Raw genomic sequence first — 21,584 nt, forward strand, 5'->3', positions numbered from 1 at the left:
GGTCTGGTAGTTCAGCTGGTTAGAATGCCGGCCTGTCACGCCGGAGGTCGCGGGTTCGAGTCCCGTCCAGACCGCTTAAAAAGGGATGCTGCTACAGTGTTCCTTTTTTTGTTTTACATAGATGCCTCATTAATGTCATGATTCGAAGATACCTCTGAATCATTTATGAGACGGTTCTCAACTGTCATTAGAACTTCAATATTAACTAATACGCTTTATTTGCTGATACGTTAGTCAAGCAATTTAATTCTTTTGTCTAAATGATTGTGGGATTCATCTAAAAGCCCCATTCTGTCTACAACTATTATTCACGTTAGCCGTAAAAAACGACTTAAAGTGATAATAAACCTACATACATGAGGAAAATTAAATTATTGCAGAGAACTCTGCTTTTGTTGGTGCTCTTTCTACCATTGATGGGGGCCGCTCAAGAAGGAACGAAGCAATTTATGCCTAACTCAACCGACCGCCTTTGGTTGGAAATTTACCGGAGTGATAATAAGTATTTCGCGACCCAAAGTGCAAGTGACAAAGAAAAGCTTTACATATATCTGAATGCAGGTGAAAAAATGCATTTTGGTATGAAGATGGCTAGTTACTCAGAAGGCAATTCCGCTCGTACATCTATTCGGATTAAGGATGAAAATGGTAACGTTGTTTTTTCAGAAAGACGCTTTCCTTCATCAGGAACTGGTTATATTTCGTCGTACAACGAGGCTGTTAAAGGCCCGGAGGGAGTTATCTTAAATGGCTCGACAATTTCTAATGCAGACGGGTATACACCATATGTTTATGAAGCAACTTCAACAGGTAATCATTATATCGAGTTTGAAACTTGGCGTTATGATTATGGGACAAGTGGTAACTATAGGCGCAAACGCAGGTTTGCTATGGATTTTTTTGATGTTACAGTAACCGATGCCAGTAATAATGTTATTACCAACCCGGGCGAACCTAATGTGTCAGCTGGTCGCCTTTGGTCGAAAGGTTGGGCTTTTACAACTACCAGTTACACCGATTATCCTGTGAAAGCCGATTTTTATGTGTTTACAGCCGATGAGTTTGTAAATAAGGTGCAATACGAGATGAAGCCTTATTCATTTAATTTTGTGGCTAATTCATATGGCGTATCGCTAAGTACAGATGATAATGTTATTGAGGCGGCACAAAGTCAGGATGGTGATTTAACCAATACCAGTGATATTTCTGAATATCGTATTTTTTTAAATGACCCAGATCGTGCTGTGTGGCAAAATACCGCCCTGCCACCTCCGGCCGTTAAAGTTTGGTTCGACGATAACCTGATTTTTGATTATGACTATGATCGCGAGCCTCAGCAATTATCATTGGCAGCTCCGTCAATCGTGTTGGAGAAAAACAATGCATCATGCCCATTCGAAAGTATCACCATGTTTAAGATTGAATCTAATATTGATGGTTTTGCAACGGTGTTATTGGATTTAGATGGGGGAGGTTATTCTACAGATGGAAATGATAAAGCGTTGCAGATTGATTTAAAGCAAGGCGATAACTACGTATTATGGGATTTTACAACGGATGATGGAGATGAAGTAGAAGATGGAATATATTCAGCATCGGCAACTTTCTTAGGTCGCGGGCCTGCTCATTTCCCATTGTATGATGTGGAGTCGTTAAGTGGTATTTCTACCTATTCTATTCGTCCGTTTAATAAACTAGGGCCAACCTTATATTGGGATGATTCACAAATCGATTATTGGGGTGATTCAAGTGGTTCGGGTGCAATGGATGAAACAGTTCGAACTCAACTTACAATCGAGAATCATAAACCTCGTGTGTGGACCTATAATTATAATGCCTATAATGGTGAAGGTACTACAATGAACTCCTGGTTTAATGCTATTGATTTGGGTATGCCAGTCATAAATTTTGAGGTGACAACGGGTACTGATAAATGTGTCAATGGCGAAGCTCCTGTTTTAGGGGATATTCATTTAGTGGCCGGTATTGATGAAGTGATAAACTTTCAATTAAGCGATTTCACGGACAAGTATTACGATCCGAATGATTTGCCATTAACTGAAATTCAAATTATAAACTTGCCGTCATCTGGTTCTCTGGAGCTTTCAGGAGTAACGATTACAGCAGGACAAGTTATTAGTGCGGCTAATATCAATAATATAAGTTATACGCCACCATCAGGGATTGGAGGAAAATATACGTTTGATTTTACAGCTTCCAATGGGACAAATTATGCCCTACAGTCAAATGTTGTTAATTTGGTTAGTAACTCGGCTCCAACAATTGCAGCCATTGGCGACCAAACCATTTGTACAAATGAAGGATTGATAAGTTTTCCTATTACCATCGGCGATGCTGAAACAGCAGCTGATGATTTATCTGTAATTGCTTATTCACATGATCAGCTGGCAGTTGAGAATTCAGGAATTACAATTTCAGGTACAGGAGCTAATCGCTTTTTAAATGTAGTGCCAATTGCCGATCAGTCGGGATACGCCATTATTTATGTATTGGTTGATGATGGCTATTCTCAAGCCATCGAAGAATTTGCATTGCACATTGGACCATCGGTTTTATTTACTGGCGATGTGTCCGTTTGTGTGGGCGGAGCACTGTCGTTAACTGCCGAAGAGGTTGGCGCTGCCTACATTTGGAAAAAAGGAACAACAGTATTAAGTACAACACAACAATTGTCCATTTCAAATTTAACGCTGGCTGATGCTGGTACCTATTCTTTATCAGTGTCAAAAGGCGGTTGTGCTATCACCAAAGAGTTTGAGGTTTCAATCGCTCCAATAGTTTCTTTCACGGGCGATGTTAATTTATGTGTGGGTGAAACGCTCTCATTAAGCGCTGATGAAACAGTGGCAACGAGTTACATTTGGAAGAAAGGTTCTACAACTATTGGGTCGACTAAAGTGCTGACTAAAGATGATGTAACCCTGTCCGATAATGGATCAGATTATACCCTGGAAGTTTCGAAAGAAGGGTGTTCAAATGCTTCAGCCCCATTTACTATTTCGGTTATCAATGTGTTGGATGAGAACCTAACGGTTTCAGGTTCGCAAATTGTTGAAGGAGGCTCAGGCACCATTACTATTGTGGGAGCCGAGCAGGATGTGGTTTATACCGCCTATGATGCAAGCAACAATTCGATTGTTAGCGGAACAGGTGCCGATGCAGATTTAATACTGACAGTTAATGAGACAGATTTATCGGTTGGTAGCAATACCTTTACAATAAGTGGTGACAATGGTAATTGTACAGTTGATTTACTTAACTCGGCAACCATTTCGGTTAATAGCCTGCCAACAGTATCTTCTCAGGTTATCAGTACCGATGAGGATGTAGCCTACTCAGGCAACCTCTTAACAGGTGCTACAGATGATGATGGAGGTATTCTTTCAGCAGAAACGAGTCCTGTGACTCCACCAGTCAATGGTTCTGTTACGATTGCTTCAAATGGCGACTTTACTTATACGCCCGATGCTAATTTTAATGGTTCTGACAGTTTTACATTCAGAGTATGTGACGACCAAACACCTAATGGATGTGTAACGGCTGATGTAACAATTACTGTTAATGCCATAAATGATGCGCCGGTTTTATCTACAGTCACTTTAAGTGTTGATGAAGATAACGACTTAGTATTTGCATCATCTGATTTTACATCAGCCTATACAGATGAAGAAGGGCAAGCTTTGGTGAAAATTCAGATTGTAAGCATACCAAATGCTGCCAGTGGTGAACTACAATTGTCTGGAGCTCCGGTATTGCTGAATCAGGAAATTGCTGCGGCAGATATAAGCAACTTACGTTTTGTGCCTGCAAGCAATTGGAATGGAGCTGCCTCTTTCCAGTGGAAAGCGAGTGATGGTGTTACCTACTCATCGGCTAGTGCCAATGTAAATATGACGGTTACAGCTCAGGATGATTCGCCATCTTTTGCCAATGTCACTGTGTCTGTTCTGGAAGATGCTGCCAATAATTTTGTTGTACATGACCTTAACGATCAGTTAACGGGTACAGACAACGATATTGATGGTGAGAAAATTACGTATTCAATACTATCAGGTAATACATCCAATGCCTTTAAGGTCGATATTAATACAGGTGAAATAGCGGTCAACACTAGTTCAGCAATTGATTTTGAAGTATTAGATAGTTATTCTGTTGTTGTCAGAGCAACAGACGCTATTGGCTCATTTGCAGATGTAACAATTACTATCGATGTTCAAAATTCAGATTCGGATGTAGTACTAACCATTGCAAATGCCAGCATAACAGAAGGAGATGCCGGTAGTTCAAACATGACCTTTACAGTAACGGCTTCAAGTAATGTTGCTAACGAACTGAATTTTAACTTCGCTGTTGCCGAAAATGAAGCGACATTCCCTGAAGATTATTCTGTTGAATCGGGTTCGGCAAGTATATTGGCAGGAAATAACACAACAACTTTTGTTGTACCGATTGCAGGTGATGTGGTGGTTGAAGAAAATGAGACATTCACCGTTTCACTAAATGGATTGTCATCAGGTTCTGCGCCTTCATCAGCTACAGGAACCATTACAGATAATGATAATGCCAGCTTAACTGTTGGTGATGCCTCTGTTTCGGAAGGCGACGGACAGATTGTTTTTAGTGTTGCTTTAAGCGGAAATGTACAAGGAGGCATAACAGTTAATTATAGTATGAGCGATGGCTCAGCCACCGGTGGTAGCGATTATAACAATGCCAGTGGTTCAATTGTGTTTATCGGAACTGATGGTGAATCACAAAATATTACTGTGCCTGTTTTGGATGATGATGTTGTTGAAGAAACAGAAGACTTTATTTTAAATTTAAGTACAACAGTTTTGGCTATTGATGCAACAGATAAAGCAACGGGCTCAATCACTAATAATGACGGTCAGGCAACCGTAACTATAGGAGACGAAACAGTTGACGAAAACGGTTCAGCTACCTTTACTGTTCAGTTTGATAAACCAGTACAAGGAGGTTTCACCATTAATTATAGTGCCAATGATATAACTGCTGCCGAGGGAACGGATTATACGGTAGTTGGTTCAAGCCTCGCATTTGATGGCGATGAAAGCAAGACGCAATCCATAACGGTTAATGGTATAGATGATGCCATTGTTGAAGGTTCTGAAACATTCGCAATTAATCTGTCATCGCCAAGTGCATTGGTTAATACAGATGACTCTGCGACAGGAACCATCATTGATAATGATGCAGCTGTTGTAACAATTGAAGACGTAACGGTTAACGAAGGAGAGGGAGCTGTGTTCACGGCAACTTTAAACAAAGCTGTGGCAGGCGGTGTGGTTATTACATATAACCTGGCGGATAGTGGTGCAACTAAAGGTGTTGATTATACAGAAGCCATTGATCGGACGATTACCTTTACCGGTACAGCTGGTGAAAATCATGATTTTACGGTTGATACACAGAATGATAATGTAGTTGAATCAAGCGAGGATTTCTTAGTAACTCTTGCTTCGAGCAACCCATTGGTTGGTGTTGATGATAAAGCTACTGGTACTATCAATGATAATGATGGTAGTGCAACAGTTTCAGTTACCAATACCAGTACAAATGAAGGTGACAATGCCACATTTACGCTTTTGCTAGACAAAGCAGTCCAGGGCGGAATCACCATTAATTATTCAACAGCTAATGGAACAGCTTCGGCAGGTGAGGATTATACTGCTCAGAGTACAACAGTTGTTTTTACAGGTAATGCGCTTGAAACGCAAGATATAATCATATCAACAAGCGAAGACTTGGTTGTTGAAACGGATGAAACATTTACCATCAGTTTTAATGAGTCACACGCCCTGGTCGATGTTACACCAAGCGCAACAGCAACCATTACCAATGATGATGGTACAGCAACGATTTCAATCGATAATGCCACATTTGATGAAAATGGAACAGGGCTGTTTGTTGTAAGAAGCGATAAAGCAGTACAAGGCGGTTATACAATTAATTATAGCCTGGAGGACGGAACAGCCGAAGTGGGTGTTGACTTCGACAATACCATTACGCCAATCAATTTCTTAGGCGATGAAAATGAGTCACAAACCATATCGGTTGATGGAAAAGAAGATTCAATAGTTGAAGGAAGCGAGACGTTTACCATTCGTTTATCATCAGCGAGTCCGTTAGTTATGGCAACAGGCACTGCCACAGGAACCATTAATGATAACGATGTTGCCGTTATCACTATTGACGATGTGTCGGTTAATGAAGACCAAACAGCTCAGTTTATCGTTACTTTAGATAATAACGTAGCGGGTGGCTTTACGGTTGATTATTCATTTACCAATGGAACGGCTATTGGTGGAGTAGATTTTACAACACTTTCAACGCCATTGACTTTTACAGGAACAAAAGATGAATCGAAAACAATTAATGTTACTATTAGCAACGATGCTATAGTTGAAAGTACCGAAAATTTCACTGTTTCGTTAACAAGTAGTAATGATTTGGTCGACGATTCGGATGAGGCAACAGGTAATATTATTGATAACGACGGTCCGGCATTGCTTACTATTGCCGATGTGGTTGTAACAGAAGGAGCACAGGCTGAGGTTATCCTGAAAGTCGATAAAGCTGTTCAGGGGGGCTTCACAGTTGACTATTCAACGGTTGATGGAAGTGCCATTGCGGGAGAGGATTATGTAGCTAAAACGTCAATAGTTACTTTCCTTGGAACGCTAAATGAGCAGCAATCAATTTTTATTGATGGTGCTTTAGACAATGTAGTAGAAAGTGATGAGACTTATACAATCGATTTCAGTACAAGTCATTTATTGGTTGATGTTCAGGCATCGTCACAAGTTACAGTTAATGACGATGATGGTGAGGCTACAATTAGTGTAGATGATATTTCATTTAATGAAAACAGTCCGGCAACATTTAAAGTGGTTGTAGATAAGGCTGTACAGGGCGGATTTACACTGGATTATGTGTTGAATGATATTACGGCTACAGGAGTGGAAGATTATCAGAATACACCAAATAGCATAACTTTTAGCGGTGCTGTTAATGAGGTTATTGATATTGTTATTCCTGTTGAAGACGACGATATTGTAGAACTGTCGGAAGAATTTCAAATTTCATTTAGTTCAGATAACTTGTTGATTAACACCGCTGATAAAGCGATTGCAACTATTTTAGATAATGATAATTCAGCCTTGTTAATTTCAAATGTGTCGGCATCCGAAGGAGGTAGTATTTCATTTGACATTACCCTAAGTCAGGCGGTAGCAGGAGGAACAAATGTAACATGTAACTTTGTTGATGGAACAGCTACTGGAGGTGTTGATTTTGACAATAGTGAACAGGTGCTGAACTTCCTTGGCACTGCAGGTGAAAAGCATACATTAACAATTCCCGTTACCAATGATGATGTGGTTGAAAATGATGAAACATTTACAGTGACTTTATCAAGTAGTAATGCATTGGTTGATGATGCAGCCACGGCTATTGGAACCATTACTAATAATGATGGGGTTGCAACAGTTAGTGTTTCGGATATAACTATTTCCGAGGAGGAAAAAGCTATTGTTACGCTTACTGTAGATAAAGCAGTTCAGGATGGTTTTGAAATTACTTATTCAGCTGCCAGCGGAACGGCTATAGTTGACAGTGATTTGAGTGCAAGTGTTGGTTCTGTTGCTTTTGACGGGGCGGCAGGTCAATCGAAAACAATTGAAATCAATACAATTGATGATTTAGTTGTCGAGACACCTGAATCATATGTGGTCAATTATGCATCTAACAATGTATTGGTGCAAATTGCAGCTTTTAGTTCTGTAGAAATCACAGATAATGACGGAGTAGCATCAGTGTCGGTAAGTAACATAACGGTTAACGAGGGCGGTACTGCCAATATTACTTTAACATTAGATAAAGCTGTTCAAGGTGGTTTTGATTTGAGCTATGTCTTTGCTGACATAACTACGAACGGAACAGATGATTATGAGCCGGCTGGTACACCGCTTCATTTCGATGGAACAATTAATGAAGAAGTAAAGGTTACTGTTACGGCTAAAAACGATGATTTGGTTGAAGGTAACGAAACCTTTACGCTTGAGTTTACACCGTCGATTGCATTGGTTGAAAAGCCAGCTGATGCTACTGTAACAATTATCGACGAAGACAGTGCTAACTTAACCATTGAAGATGTAACGGTAAATGAGAATGAATCAATGACCTTTACTGTTACGCTTAATAAGGCGGTGTCCGGAGGTGTTGTTGTTGATTATGCAATTACCGACCTAAGTACAACAGCTGTGGATGATTATGTTGAAATTACAAATGGACAGTTGAATTTTGCCGGTACAGCTAATGAGACACAGTCATTCACAATCACAATTGAAGACGATCTTGTTATTGAATCAAGCGAGCAGTTAAGAATTGATCTTAGCAGTCACGATGCCTTGGTTGGAGATGACGATACAGCCATTGGTACCATCGTAGATAATGATGGTCAGGCAAGCATAGCAGTGAGTGAAATTACCATTGACGAATCACAACAAGCTATATTTACTTTAACACTTGATAAAGCAGTTCAGGGTGGTGTTGTAGTGAATTATCAAACAAATTCAGGAACAGCAGGAGTTGATGATTTTACAACTGTTTCTGGTACGTTGAATTTTGCCGGAACTATTGGAGAATCACAAACAGTGACGGTAGAATTAAATGATGATGCAATAGTTGAAGTCAGCGAATCATTCACAATTGAACTGTCAGAATCGCATGCGCTTGTTGATGTGCCTGCATCTGCACTGGCCAATATCACCGATAACGATGGTGTGGTGACCATTAGTGTTGATGATATTTCATTCGATGAAATTGGTTCAGGTGAATTTGTCATCAAGGCTGACAAAGCTGTTGAAGGAGGTTTCCAGCTTGATTATGCATTAAGTGCAATAACTGCTGTTGCCGATGTGGATTATACTGATATTAGTGGAACCATCTCATTTGCCGGAACTGCAGGTGAGGAGCAGCGTATTAAAGTTGATGCTATAAACGATGCGATTGTTGAAGACGATGAAACTTTCAGTGTTGCTTTTACTACTGCTAATGCACTGGTTGAAGCTTCGGCAACAGCTACAGCAACCATTGTTGATGATGAAGGCTTAGCAATCATTTCGGTCAGCGAAATTACAATTGATGAAGCGCAGCAAGCTGTCTTTACTCTAACATTGGATAAAGCGGTGCCAGGTGGAGTGGCTGTTAATTACCAGACAAATACAGGAACTGCAGGAGTTGATGACTTTACGGAAGCCTCAGGAACTGTGAATTTTGTAGGAGCGAGTGGAGAATCACAAACTGTAACAATTGTTCTTAAAGATGATGAACTCGTTGAAACAAGTGAATCATTCAGCTTACAACTGTCAGAATCTCATGTGCTGGTTGAAGCCCCAGTAACTGTTGAGGCAACTATTACCGACAATGATGGCGTTGTAACAGTAGGTGTTGATGGTATATCTATTCAAGAGGCTGGTTCTGGAGAGTTTGTTGTTAAGGCCGATAAGGCCATTGAAGGCGGTTTTCAGTTGAATTATGCATTGAGTGCGGTGACAGCAACAGCAGATGTCGATTATAAAGATATCACTGGTATTATAACCTTCTCAGGAACGGCAGGAGAAGAGCAAATTATAAAAGTGGATGCTATTGATGATGCAGAGCTTGATCCTAATGAAACATTCACGCTTACGCTTTCTGCAGTTAATGCACTGGTTGATGCATCAGCCACAGCAACGGCTACTATTATTGACGATGAGGTGGCAAATCGTATTCCGCTAGCTAATGACGATAGCTTTACAACTGATGAAGACATAACGATAGACGCCATGAATGTATTGGCTAATGATACTGGTTTAGAGGATGGAAACATCGTGGTAAGTGTTAGCACACAGCCAACCAATGCGTTTGTAACTGTTAATGCGGATAACACGATTAAACTGGTGCCTGAAGCGAATTATAATGGTGTTGTAGCGTTCACGTATCAGGTTTGCGATGGCGATAGCGATTGTGCAACAGCAAGTGTTAGCGTCACCATTAATGCAGTCAATGATGCACCTGTTTTACGCGAAGATGCTGCAACAATTAATCAGGGCGAAGTGCTTAATGGTGATAATTTACTAGTCAATGATTCAGATCCGGAAGATGATGCATTAACCATTAAAACCACACCAGTAGCAGATGTTACCAATGGTACCTTAGTCATTAATACCGATGGAACATATGTGTATACGCCAGATGCTGACTTCCATGGAACAGATGAGTTTACTTATGAAGTGTGCGACAATGGAACGCCTTCAATGTGCGCATCGGCTCAGGTGACCATTGTTGTTATTGAAAAGAAAATTGCCAATAAGCCACCTGTTGCACAAGATGATGTCTATGAAACAGGGCGTAACGAAGTGCTTACGGCTCCGTCAGTATTAGAAAATGATAGCGACGAAGATGGAAATACTTTATATGTGAGCGCTACACCTATTTCGGGGCCTTCAAATGGAACGGTAGTACTGGAAGCCGATGGTACTTTTGTTTATACGCCAAATGCTGATTATACCGGTACAGATTCATTTGTATATCAGGTATGTGACGATGGCGATCCAAGTGAATGCACAACGGCTACAGTTGAAATCGCTATAGTAGTGAAAGATTCTGACAATGATGTGATTCCAGATGATGTAGAAGGCGATGGTGACCCGGATAACGATGGTGTGCCTAACTATTTGGATGAAGATTCGGATGGTGACGGTGAATTAGATAAAGACGAAGGTCTTGGTGATTGCGATAACGATGAGGTGCCAAACTATCTGGACACAGACTTGTGCTATGAAGATTATCCGCTGTCAAAGGGATTCTCACCTAATGGTGATGGCATAAACGATTTATACGTCATACCATGGTTAAACCAGTTTACACATGTCAGCATCGAAATATTTAACCGATGGGGTAATGTGGTTTATGAAGCTGATAAGTATCTCAATGATTGGGATGGCAAGTCCAATGCCGGTTTTAGTATTGGTGACGAATTGCCGGTTGGTACGTATTACTACATCATAACCATCCATGATACCAAGCAAACGCTTAAAGGATACATTTACTTAAATCGTTAATCAGCAAAAGATATGAAGATGAATAATTTATATAAAGTTATAATAGTTGTGTTGCTTGCTGTATTAACAACTAAGATTAAAGCACAGCAAGAGCCACTTTATACGCAGTATATGTTTAACGCCATGTCTGTCAATCCAGCTTATACGGGAACGCAGGATGGGTTGGAAGCTGTTTTTTTATCGCGCCTGCAATGGACGGGTTTCGAGGGAGCTCCACGTACATATTCCTTTGCAGCTCACACGCCTTTTACCCAATACGATATGGGTATTGGTGTGGCTCTGGTGGCCGATAAGTTAGGCCCGGTTAATAACTTCTATTTCAATGTTAATTATGCTTACCAGGTTAAATTAACAGATGATATGAGGTTGTCGATGGGGATTAAAGGTGGTTTTTATAATTACCATGTTGGCCTGGATGGCTTATTGTTGGATGGTAACCAGATGGATCCTTCGTTTCAGGGGCAGATAGAACGAAAATTTCAGCCTAATTTAGGGGCAGGCGTTTATGTGTATGATGACCGCCTATATGCAGGAATATCGGTTCCGAAGCTGTTTCAATCAGAGATTAATACAGAAGAATCACAGGAGGATGCTTTGGCTGTTTTAAAACGACATTATTTTATTATGGCAGGTTATCTGTTCGATATTAATGATGATTTTAAAATACGCCCATCATTCATTAATAAGTTTGTGGATGGTGCACCGCCTTCAACCGATATCTCTACGCAGGTTATATACCAGGAGATGTATTGGTTGGGTGCTACCTATCGATTGGGCGATGCTTTAGCATTTATGGCCAACGTACAGGTAAGTGAGCAATTGATGATAGGTTATTCCTACGATTTCTCAATGTCTAATCTTGGCAATTACAATAGTGGAAGCCACGAACTAATGATAAGCTTTAATTACGATGGTTTTTTGAAACGCAAAAAATCGAGAAGACTGAATTAGGGAAACCTGTTACATTGGGGAATGTAGCAAAGAGCCGGTTGAGAAATAGTTCTTAACCGGCATTTTTATTATAACTCCTGAATAATATTATTAACAGCCTGCCAGAATCGAACATGGAAAGCCATACTTTCCTCATCCAGGTATTCATTTAAGAACTTCCCTTCAGTATCAGGTGCAAATTGATATTTTCGTGTTTGATGAAAGAATTGAGAACGCTCAGGATGAAACTGAACGCCAAAAACATTAGGGTAATGCGCATGAAACATGGCCTCAATAACTTTGTCATCACTTGATGTGGCACCAACTACAAAGCCTTTGCCCAAATTTTCCACAGCCTGGTGATGATAACTGTTGATTAAAGGCATCAATTCAGCATCTGATTTGGTCAGGCTTGGGAAGAAATAGTCTTTAAATCTAACACGATGAAAATGAGAACCTGCTAGTCCTTTTTTTTCATATTTTCTCATTTTTGCATAGAAGTTACGATGCACTTCTTCGCCATCTAAATGACTAAGCCCTTTGGTCTCTTCGCTATCAAACAGTTCAGTTGGTATATCTTGGATAAGTGTTCCTCCACTTGCAACATTCATGGTTTGCATGCCCAGGCAAATGCCAAATATCAGATAGTTGGGGTTTTCTTCAAGTAAAGGCGTATATTCATTGTTCTGATAGCCACCAAGCAGATGGTAGAGAAGAGAGGCTTCAAAATAATGTCGGTATGGGTCGGTTACTTTAGTTGCCGGATGAGCTTTTTCGCCATAGATAGCAGGTGGGATATCAGGGCCGCCGAAGAAGATAATTCCTTCACTCTCGTTAAAAAGCTGCTGAAATGCCTGGCTATTGGCATTATGGCAAAATAAACTATCGGCATAAAGCGTATCTTGTAATTCTACCAGGCTAAAATTCAGATGCGCTAAGGTATCCAGCATCGATGCTGATTTTGAATAATCATAGTTTTCATCTTTATGGTAGATGCCCACTAGCTCAATAGATGAAGTATTTAGTAACTTTTGTTGGTACAAGGTTTCAATCACCTCAATGGTTGAAGTAGTGGGGTGGGCCAGTAAAATACGTTTATTGAACTGGTCGGGCAGTGAACAAATATATTGAGCATGTAAATTAAAGCAACAAAATAGTAACAGAAGGGTGTAGATTCTCATGATTCACATTTTTGAGCATCTAAAATACAAAAAAAAGCGACTGTTGTTCATCAATACAACAGCCACTTAGATTATAACGTGCTTTTACAAAGGTTTACTTTTTAGATTGATTCATAATCGTCAGTTAATGATTTCATATTATCTTCAATGTCAATCTGAATCCCTTTTTCTGTTTTATTGGTTGAACTATTGTCTGTTTTTATTGAAGGAGCTGGTTTAACTGAAGAATGAATTGTTGGCGTATCTTTAATTTTAAAGAACGATATCGTTTCTTTCATTTGTGCAGCCTGTGATGAAAGCTCTTCAGCTGTAGAAGCCAGTTCTTCTGACGATGCAGCGTTTTCTTGCGTGATGTTGGCCAGCTGTTGCACGCCGGTGTTAATTTGCGTTACACCTGCACTTTGCTCTTTGCTCGAAATATTAATTTCTTCAACCAGCTGTGTTGTTTTTTGGATTTCAGGGACTAATGTTCTTAACATATTGCCTGATTTTTCGGCAATATTAACACTCGTAGTTGCCAATTCGGTAATTTCACGAGCCGCGCGTTGTGTTTGCTCAGCCAGTTTTCTGACTTCGCTGGCAACCACAGCAAACCCTTTCCCGTTTTCTCCTGCTCTTGCTGCTTCCACAGCAGCATTAATGGCCAGTAAGTCTGTTTTATGTGAGATGTCGTTAATGATAAATATCTTCTCTGCTATCTGTTTGATTGCTTTATTTGACTCTTCCACCGCCTCTTGTCCCTCATTCATTTCTTTGGCAGTTTTGTTGGCAATCAACTCTGTGCGTCTTGCATTTTCAGCATTCTGAGAGATGCTACTTGTCATCTCTTCTATTGATGATGAAATTTCTTCACTTGAAGCAGCTTGTTCGGTTGAACCGGCTGACAACTGTTCAGATGACGTGCTTAGTTGGTTACTTACAGTGGCAAAACTATCTGATGCCATCATTATTTCTTCCATAATGATTTTTAGTCGATTAACCATCTGGATAAGTGCTTCATCCAATTCGCCTTCAAACTCATCCTTATTCATCGAGTTCAAAACGAGGAGGTTACCTTTCGATACCTCAGATGCAACCGTTACGCTTTTTCGCAATTTAGTAATCATAAGTTGTACATCTTGAAGCAGCTTTCCAATTTCATCTTCATTTTTAACCTCCACATTTTTCGAAAAGTCACCATGCGCCACAGCGTTTACAGCCGATTGGGCGGCTTTTAAGCCATTTTGGATGGTTGAAAGAATAACCATTAGTATCGCTATTGTTACAATTAAAAAGAAAACAATAAGAATGATAATGTTGCGGATGGTGGTTTTAATTGATTTTTCACTTTCCTTCTTAATGGTATTGACTAGATTATCAATTTCTGGCTCTGTTTTGTAAATAGTTGAGCGCAATTGACCTTTAATTCCTTCGGTTTCGGTTAAGCCGATTCTTTCATCGATGCTGATTATATTATTAAAGGCCTGTTGATAATTTTTCAGGCGCATAATCAGTATGTCTTTTTTACTTTCTGATAGTTGCTTGCTCTTTCTAATCTGTTGACTAAAGGCATTTACAGCATCATTTAATTTTTTCTGATACGAAATATCATTTCTAAGTAAATAGTCCTTCTCATGCTTACGCAATAGTAATTGTTGTGCAGCAATGAAAGAGGCATCGTTGTAGTTTTCTTCCATAGCTTTAACAGCAGCTCTCATTTCTCCAATACGTCCATAGTCCTTTAAGCCTCTTTCGGTTAGGAGTTGAACTAAGCTTTCGAAGTGTTTGCCATATTCTTCAAAATCAGCTTTTAACGTCAGCATGTTGTTTTTGAGCTCAAATTCTTCAATAAAGCTACTTTCTAATAAGGTTTCCAAGGTTTTTTGATTACTTTTCATTACCTCATTAAAAGCATCCACGTATTTACTCTGCTCAGTTTCAAAATACTCGTAATCAACAAGGTCCCTTAGCATAAAGTCCTTTTCAGCTTTACGCATGGTTAGCATGTTTTCGTGCATTTGTTTAGCATGAGTAGAATGAAGGTGCAGATTATCTACCTTTTTAAATGACAGGTATGTCATTGAGCCAATAATCAAAAGTACCATACCAATAGCTACAATAAGTCCTATTAGCTTTTGCCGAATTGTAATGTTTCCCATTTCCCAAATAGTTTTCAGGCTTAGCCTGATGAATTCCCTATATATGTGTTTGGGTCAAACGAAATGCCATTGCAGATTGTTACATCTATTTTGCCATTGTTAAATGCAGTTTAAATGGTGTATAAATGACTTTAGAGTATTGAGTCTTTATGATACTGAAATACAGTGTAGTGGTGTGTTTTGTAATAAATTTTTATAATTAACAGTAGAGGTAATAACGAAATGATTATCATCATGTAAATATCGAATAAATGTCATGATATATGGTTTCAAAAGTCTCTAAACCAATTTAAACAAACAATCATTTTGTGCTTTCAAAACAAATAGCCAAGCTATCGGTTATTTACATTAAGAAATAAACAATACTCATTATCGCTAATTAAAATCATTATACCCTATGAGCGTATTAGTTAACAAAAAATCAAAAGTTATTATACAAGGATTTACCGGAAGTGAAGGTACATTTCATGCTTCTCAGATGATAGAATATGGTACCAATGTAGTAGGCGGTGTAACGCCAGGAAAAGGTGGTTCAAAGCACTTAGATTTACCGGTATTTAATACTGTTGCCGATGCTGTAGATAAGGTAGGCGCTGATGTTGCAGCTATTTTTGTTCCACCGCCATTGGCTGCCGACGCTATTATGGAAGCCGCCGATGCTGGTGTTAAAGTCATTGTAACAATCACCGAAGGTATACCAACGGCCGACATGGTGAAAGTTAAAGACTTCATTGCCGGGCGTAACGTTAGATTGGTCGGCCCTAACTGTCCGGGAGTTATCACTGCCGACGAATGCAAAGTAGGAATTATGCCTGGTTTTGTGTTTAAAAAAGGACGAGTTGGTGTTGTGTCGAAATCTGGAACATTAACTTATGAAGCAGCTGATCAAATTGTTAAAGCCGGGCTGGGTATTTCAACAGCTATTGGAATTGGCGGTGATCCGATAATTGGAACAACAACCAAAGAAGCCGTTGAATTGTTTATGAATGACCCGGAAACGGATGCTATTATTATGATTGGAGAGATAGGTGGAACAATGGAAGCCGATGCAGCTAGGTGGATTAAAGAGAATGGAACTAAACCGGTTGTTGGATTTATTGCCGGACAAACAGCTCCTAAGGGGCGCAGAATGGGACATGCTGGTGCAATTGTTGGAGGTAAAGAAGATACGGCCGCTGCTAAAATGGCCATAATGCGTGAATGTGGAATTCATGTAGTTGATTCACCCGCCGATTTAGGCGAAACAGTAGTTAAAGCCTTAGTAAAGTAAGTTGATTTGTTTAAATAAATGTGACCTTAAGGTTTTCAAAACCTTAAGGTCTTCTTGTGCTTGTAAATCACTTACAATTTAATTTCTTCCAACTTTAAAATAAGCCACCTGTCGTTGAAGCTCATTGGCAAAAGCATTTAATTCATCAGCACTTTGGGCTAATGTGTCGGCTAAAGAGGCATTTTGTTGCGTGCCATTGTTGAGTTGCTGCAAGGCACTTGATATTTGCTGTATGCCCATGTTCTGCTCCATGCTGGCCGCTGTTATTTCGTCGACTAAAGATGAGGTCTTTTCAATTTCTGGTACCAATTCTTCCATATCGTTACCGGCGCGTTCTGAAATCATTAAGGCGCGGCGCGACAGTTTCTCAATGTCAGAAGCTGCATTCTGACTGCGCTCAGCCAGTTTTTTTACTTCGGCAGCAACCACTGAGAAACCACGACCAGATTCGCCGGCACGTGCTGCTTCAACGGCTGCATTAAGTGATAATATGTTGGTTTGTGCCGCAATATCCTGGATAATTGAGATACGCTCGGCTACAGAGCCCATTGCCTCACGCATACGTTGCGTAGAAGAATTACTGTTTTGAACACTTTTTAGTGCCGAATGAGAAAGCTCTGATGTCATTCGTGCATTTTCAGTATTTTGCTCGATATTGGCGGTCATTTCTTCTATAGCTGAAGAAACTTCTTCAGATGATGATGCCATTGTGGTGGCTGCGTTAGATAATGTGCTTGAATCGGATTCTAATCGTGTGGATGCTTCTTGGATTTGTGTTGAGTTTTCGCGAATCATTTTCACCACTACTGACAGCTTTTCTTGCATGTCCAGTAACGAATTATTAAGAATGTCTAATTCATCTTTTTCTTTTTTATATATCATCTCACCTGTTAAATCACCTGATGAAATCTTAGACGTTATTTTTGTTGACTGCACAATTGGATTTGTTATTTTACCCGACACAATATACATCAGTATTGCAATAATAATAATGGCAGACGAACCAATCATTAGCATTATGAAAATAATCCAGTTGGCTTTTGCGGTAAGAATTTTTTTAGGCGTTTGAACAAGTACATACCATGGGGTTTTGCTTTTGCCTGCATAGATTGGGGCAACTGTAAATACATACTTTGTTCCATCATACAGATGCTCAAATAAAAGGTCGGTCGTATTGGCTTTACTTAGTTTTGTTGCATCAATGGTGGTAAAAAGGTCGCTTAAAGGTTTTCCAAGTAAGTTACTTTCTTCACTGCCTAAAATAATTCCTTGATTCGATAATAGATAGGCTTTTGAGCTTTCAAATGGTTTGATATTAGCGACATATTCAGGGAATGCTTCTAACGACATGTCGATGCCCACCACTCCAATTCCAATGTTTTTGTCCATCATTGGAACAATCAATGTTGTTTCCAATACTTTATCATCTTCATGATCGCCATACTGGTACCAATATGGTTCTACCAACGTTTCTTGTTGACTTTTCAGGATGTCGTAATATACCGAAGGTTTTATGCCATCCACATCGCGAATGATTTCTTTATGTTTTAATATTCCTTCCTCTCTGGATAGTGTAGAAGTTAATCGACCGGGTTCTTTGCCCCAATTTTTATCAATTGCCTCGTATTGAAAACAATTCCAAACAGCCAGAAACGATGGTTCTTGTTCTGCCACTTTGCGCATCGACTCGTTGAACAAGGGAGCCATAAAATTCCAATTAGCGGCATAACTCGATTGAAAGGTCTTTGCAAGACCTCGTGCAAGGCCCATGTGGGTCGATAACTGCTTGTTTATTTCTTCAGCAGATTTTTTTGTTTCTTCAATCAGTACGTGTTCATTTGATTCAGTAAACGAGCGCTGGATAAATAATAATGACACGGTTAAAAAGATGCAGAAAACAGCACCAACGGTCACTATAGTAAAGCTAGCCAGCTTTTTCTTAAGATTAAGCTTCATTGTTAATTAGGTATTTTGTCATAGATTTTGATTCCAATACAAAAATATAATTCCGTCCATACTATCCATGTATTCTTTGACGAATGCAGTTCAATAAGTGATAGAAGAATTGCATGTGATATGGTTTGGTAAAGATGTAAAATATCGTTTGTGTATTAGTGAACTTGACGTAGAGATATATTATTGCTTATGTATTGAATATTATTTGTTAAATTATTACATTAGCACATCGCCATTTAGGAATCGACTTTTTGAAAAGGGATAATAGGTGTTTTGTGGGCGTATTAGTTATTAATTACGGTCCTTACTTAACCTTATTATGAAGTTTATTGAGCAGGTGGAGCGTTATGAACGTATCCTCGAAATGATAAAACGAGAGGCGACAGGAACGCCAAAAGAATTTGCCGAAAAGCTAATGGTTTCGGAGAGCATGTTATATGAACTTATGAAAGTTCTAAAGGAGTGTGGAGCTCGGATAGAATATTGTTCTTATAAGCAAAGTTATGTCCTGGCCGAACCATTTGAAATTGTTTTCGGACCAATGATAGGAGCTTGCGATTCAAAAAAAAATACTTATTAATTACACACTCCAAAAAAATTAGAGTAGCAGGTTTTATGTTTGCGTTAATAAATCATCATTATTAACCTATTTATTACAAAATGCTATGAAAACAAATTGGATGTTTAAAGCCCCTATGTTTCTTTTAGTTGGTGTGCTTGCCTTGCAAAGTTGTCAGAACGATGATATGCCTATTCAAGAAGTTCAGGATGTAGAATTTGCTGTACGCCCTGATTTTGCGACAATTGATATGCGACCAGCAGAGGTTATTGCAGAGCACAAGATTACTGAAGAGCAAGCAACAGAAGTACCGCTTAAAACGCTTAAGTCAACAGGCGGTAAATATGCTTTAGTCATTGGTATTTCAGACTACTACGGCACATCGAATGATTTAAATTATTGCGATGACGATGCAATTGATTGGAAAAATAGATTGGAAGCAGAAGGTTACAATGTGATTTTACTGTTGGATCAAAATGCGACATACTCCGCCATTCAAAATGCTGTGAATAACCTGGCTGGCTTATCTTCGGCTGGTAATGAAATTGCCTTCTGTTACTCCGGTCACGGTAGTAGAGGTAATATTATTTCTGCAGATTTATATTACATCAGTGCACGATGGTTCAGAACAACTTTTTCTAATGCAACAAGCACAAAAATGATGTTTTGTTTTGATGCCTGTCAGATTGGGGCTATGGCTTCTTATTTAAATGCAACAGGTCGTGTTGTAGCTGTGGCTTCTAACCGAAGTTTGTATGCCTACGATGGTGACTATTATATGCAGAATGGTGTTTTTACCTATTATATGATGCAAGGCTTTGACCAGGTTGGATATATTTATTTAGAACCTGATTGCGAATATGCAATCGATAATATGGAAGATTGGGCCTATTACAAAGGTTTAAATGTGGCACCTTCGTATGTAGATTCTTATTCGGGAGATTTTGATTTATAGCAAACTTGGTAGCTAAGGTTTGGTTTAATAATGGGCTGTTATCATTAGGTTGATGGCAGCCTTTTATTATTAAAAAAAATATATATGATATTAATAAATTGATACATATTATATAAATGTTAATAATATTGCGTGGTGATTATTAAATTTTAGAGACTGTGCTTAATATGTTATTAATAGGTAATCGAATTGTAATGCTGGATTCTCTCTGTACAAAAAAAGGAGTTTGACCGGTGTTTAGTCAGTTTAAGTTGAGTTGCTGATTTCTCTGAGTCTGCTTTAGGAATCGAGGTTGAACCGATGACAGTACATTCTTTGTGCTTAATTGATGATAGGCAAGCCAAGTATTGATGAATAATTTGTAAACCAGTTATATCGCCATCGTGGACATATACATTTTTGTATTTCAACAAAAAAAATAGCGAAAAGCTAAGAATTGTTCTATTTTTGTCCGGTTAAGTTTAAAATAGATAGTTGAAGTGGAGACTTCGCTATCAGTTTTAACACATTAATTTATTGTAATGATGAGCCGGTCATTGAAAAATGTTCATCAAAACTTATAAATAAAACAATATGAAGTTACTAGAAGGAAAAACAGCCATTGTAACTGGTGCTGCACGAGGCATTGGTAAGGCTATTGCTATGCGTTTTGCACAAGAAGGTTGTAATGTTGCATTTACTGACTTAGTAATTAACGAAGCAGCAGAAGAAACTCAAAAAGAGCTTGAAGCTTTAGGAGTGAAGGCTAAAGGATATGCTTCTGATGCGAGTAATTTTGAAGATACTCAGAAGGTAGTGGCTGAGATTGCTAAAGATTTCGACTCTATCGATATTTTGATTAATAACGCCGGTATCACTAAAGATACTTTGTTAATGCGTATGACAGAAGACCAGTGGGATGCTGTTATCAATGTTAACCTGAAATCGGTATTTAACTTCACGAAAGCTGTTCAGCCAACTATGTTGCGTCAGCGCTCAGGTTCTATTGTAAACATGAGTTCGGTTGTGGGTGTAAGCGGTAATGCGGGGCAGGCTAACTATTCGGCTTCTAAAGCAGGTATGATTGGTTTCACTAAATCAATCGCTAAAGAGTTAGGTTCGCGTGGTATTCGCAGTAATGCTATTGCTCCGGGTTTTATCATTACTGAGATGACTGGTAAATTGCCAGAAGACGTGAAGAAAGACTGGGAACAGAAGATTCCTTTGAAGCGTGGTGGTACGCCAGAAGATGTGGCTAACATCTGTGTATTCTTAGGTTCAGACCTTTCTGCTTATGTAAGTGGTCAGACTATCCATGTTTGTGGTGGTATGAATATGTAAAAAAAATTATTGCAGAATATTTTGAAAAGGGTGGTTTTTTAACCACCCTTTTTTATTTTTATAAAAAAATACAATTGGCATTAAATTTGTTAAGAAAGGTTAAGTTGTGGGCGTCTTTGTTCTAGACA

Annotated in this window: 9 protein-coding genes and 1 tRNA gene; 7 read left to right on the forward strand and 3 right to left on the reverse strand. The window is 39.1% G+C overall.

Annotated elements, in window-relative coordinates:
• The 3 genes from J1N10_RS16855 (at position 1) to J1N10_RS16865 (ending at position 12,098) form a co-directional block, all read left to right on the forward strand.
• Positions 1-74: transfer RNA gene (locus J1N10_RS16855), tRNA-Asp, on the forward strand.
• 282 nt (positions 75-356) lie between these two features.
• Complete coding sequence (locus J1N10_RS16860) at positions 357-11,147, forward strand: Calx-beta domain-containing protein (protein ID WP_262327905.1); 10,791 nt, start codon at positions 357-359, stop codon at positions 11,145-11,147.
• Positions 11,148-11,165: 18 nt separating this feature from the next.
• The gene (locus tag J1N10_RS16865; RefSeq protein WP_262327906.1) at positions 11,166-12,098 is read left to right on the forward strand and encodes a PorP/SprF family type IX secretion system membrane protein; all 933 of its coding nucleotides are present in this window, start codon (positions 11,166-11,168) and stop codon (positions 12,096-12,098) included.
• Positions 12,099-12,166: 68 nt separating this feature from the next.
• Here J1N10_RS16865 and J1N10_RS16870 read toward each other — a convergent pair whose 3' ends face one another.
• Positions 12,167-13,258 (reverse strand): gamma-glutamyl-gamma-aminobutyrate hydrolase family protein, encoded by a 1,092-nt coding sequence (locus J1N10_RS16870; protein WP_262327907.1) that lies wholly within the window; start codon positions 13,256-13,258, stop codon positions 12,167-12,169.
• Between the two features lie 101 nt (positions 13,259-13,359).
• Complete coding sequence (locus J1N10_RS16875; protein WP_262327908.1) at positions 13,360-15,396, reverse strand: methyl-accepting chemotaxis protein; 2,037 nt, start codon at positions 15,394-15,396, stop codon at positions 13,360-13,362.
• A 397-nt stretch (positions 15,397-15,793) separates the two neighbouring features.
• On the opposite strand from J1N10_RS16875, the gene sucD reads away from it, so the two are divergent.
• Positions 15,794-16,666: a succinate--CoA ligase subunit alpha gene (gene sucD, locus J1N10_RS16880; RefSeq protein ID WP_262327909.1), complete on the forward strand. Its 873-nt coding sequence runs from the start codon at positions 15,794-15,796 to the stop codon at positions 16,664-16,666.
• 78 nt (positions 16,667-16,744) lie between these two features.
• On the opposite strand, the gene J1N10_RS16885 is transcribed toward sucD, so the two are convergent.
• Positions 16,745-18,622: a methyl-accepting chemotaxis protein gene (locus J1N10_RS16885; protein ID WP_262327910.1), complete on the reverse strand. Its 1,878-nt coding sequence runs from the start codon at positions 18,620-18,622 to the stop codon at positions 16,745-16,747.
• A gap of 319 nt (positions 18,623-18,941) precedes the next feature.
• On the opposite strand from J1N10_RS16885, the gene J1N10_RS16890 reads away from it, so the two are divergent.
• The 3 genes from J1N10_RS16890 to fabG all read left to right on the forward strand — a co-directional run bounded on the left by J1N10_RS16890 (position 18,942) and on the right by fabG (position 21,456).
• On the forward strand, positions 18,942-19,202 hold the full coding sequence (locus tag J1N10_RS16890) for a helix-turn-helix domain-containing protein (RefSeq protein ID WP_262327911.1): 261 nt from the start codon (positions 18,942-18,944) through the stop codon (positions 19,200-19,202).
• A gap of 85 nt (positions 19,203-19,287) precedes the next feature.
• Positions 19,288-20,136 (forward strand): caspase family protein, encoded by an 849-nt coding sequence (locus tag J1N10_RS16895; RefSeq protein ID WP_262327912.1) that lies wholly within the window; start codon positions 19,288-19,290, stop codon positions 20,134-20,136.
• 573 nt (positions 20,137-20,709) lie between these two features.
• On the forward strand, positions 20,710-21,456 hold the full coding sequence (gene fabG / locus J1N10_RS16900) for a 3-oxoacyl-[acyl-carrier-protein] reductase (RefSeq protein WP_262327913.1): 747 nt from the start codon (positions 20,710-20,712) through the stop codon (positions 21,454-21,456).
• Positions 21,457-21,584 lie beyond the last annotated feature (128 nt).

Source organism: Carboxylicivirga litoralis (assembly GCF_025499605.1).
In the GTDB taxonomy this organism is placed as follows: domain Bacteria; phylum Bacteroidota; class Bacteroidia; order Bacteroidales; family Marinilabiliaceae; genus Carboxylicivirga; species Carboxylicivirga litoralis.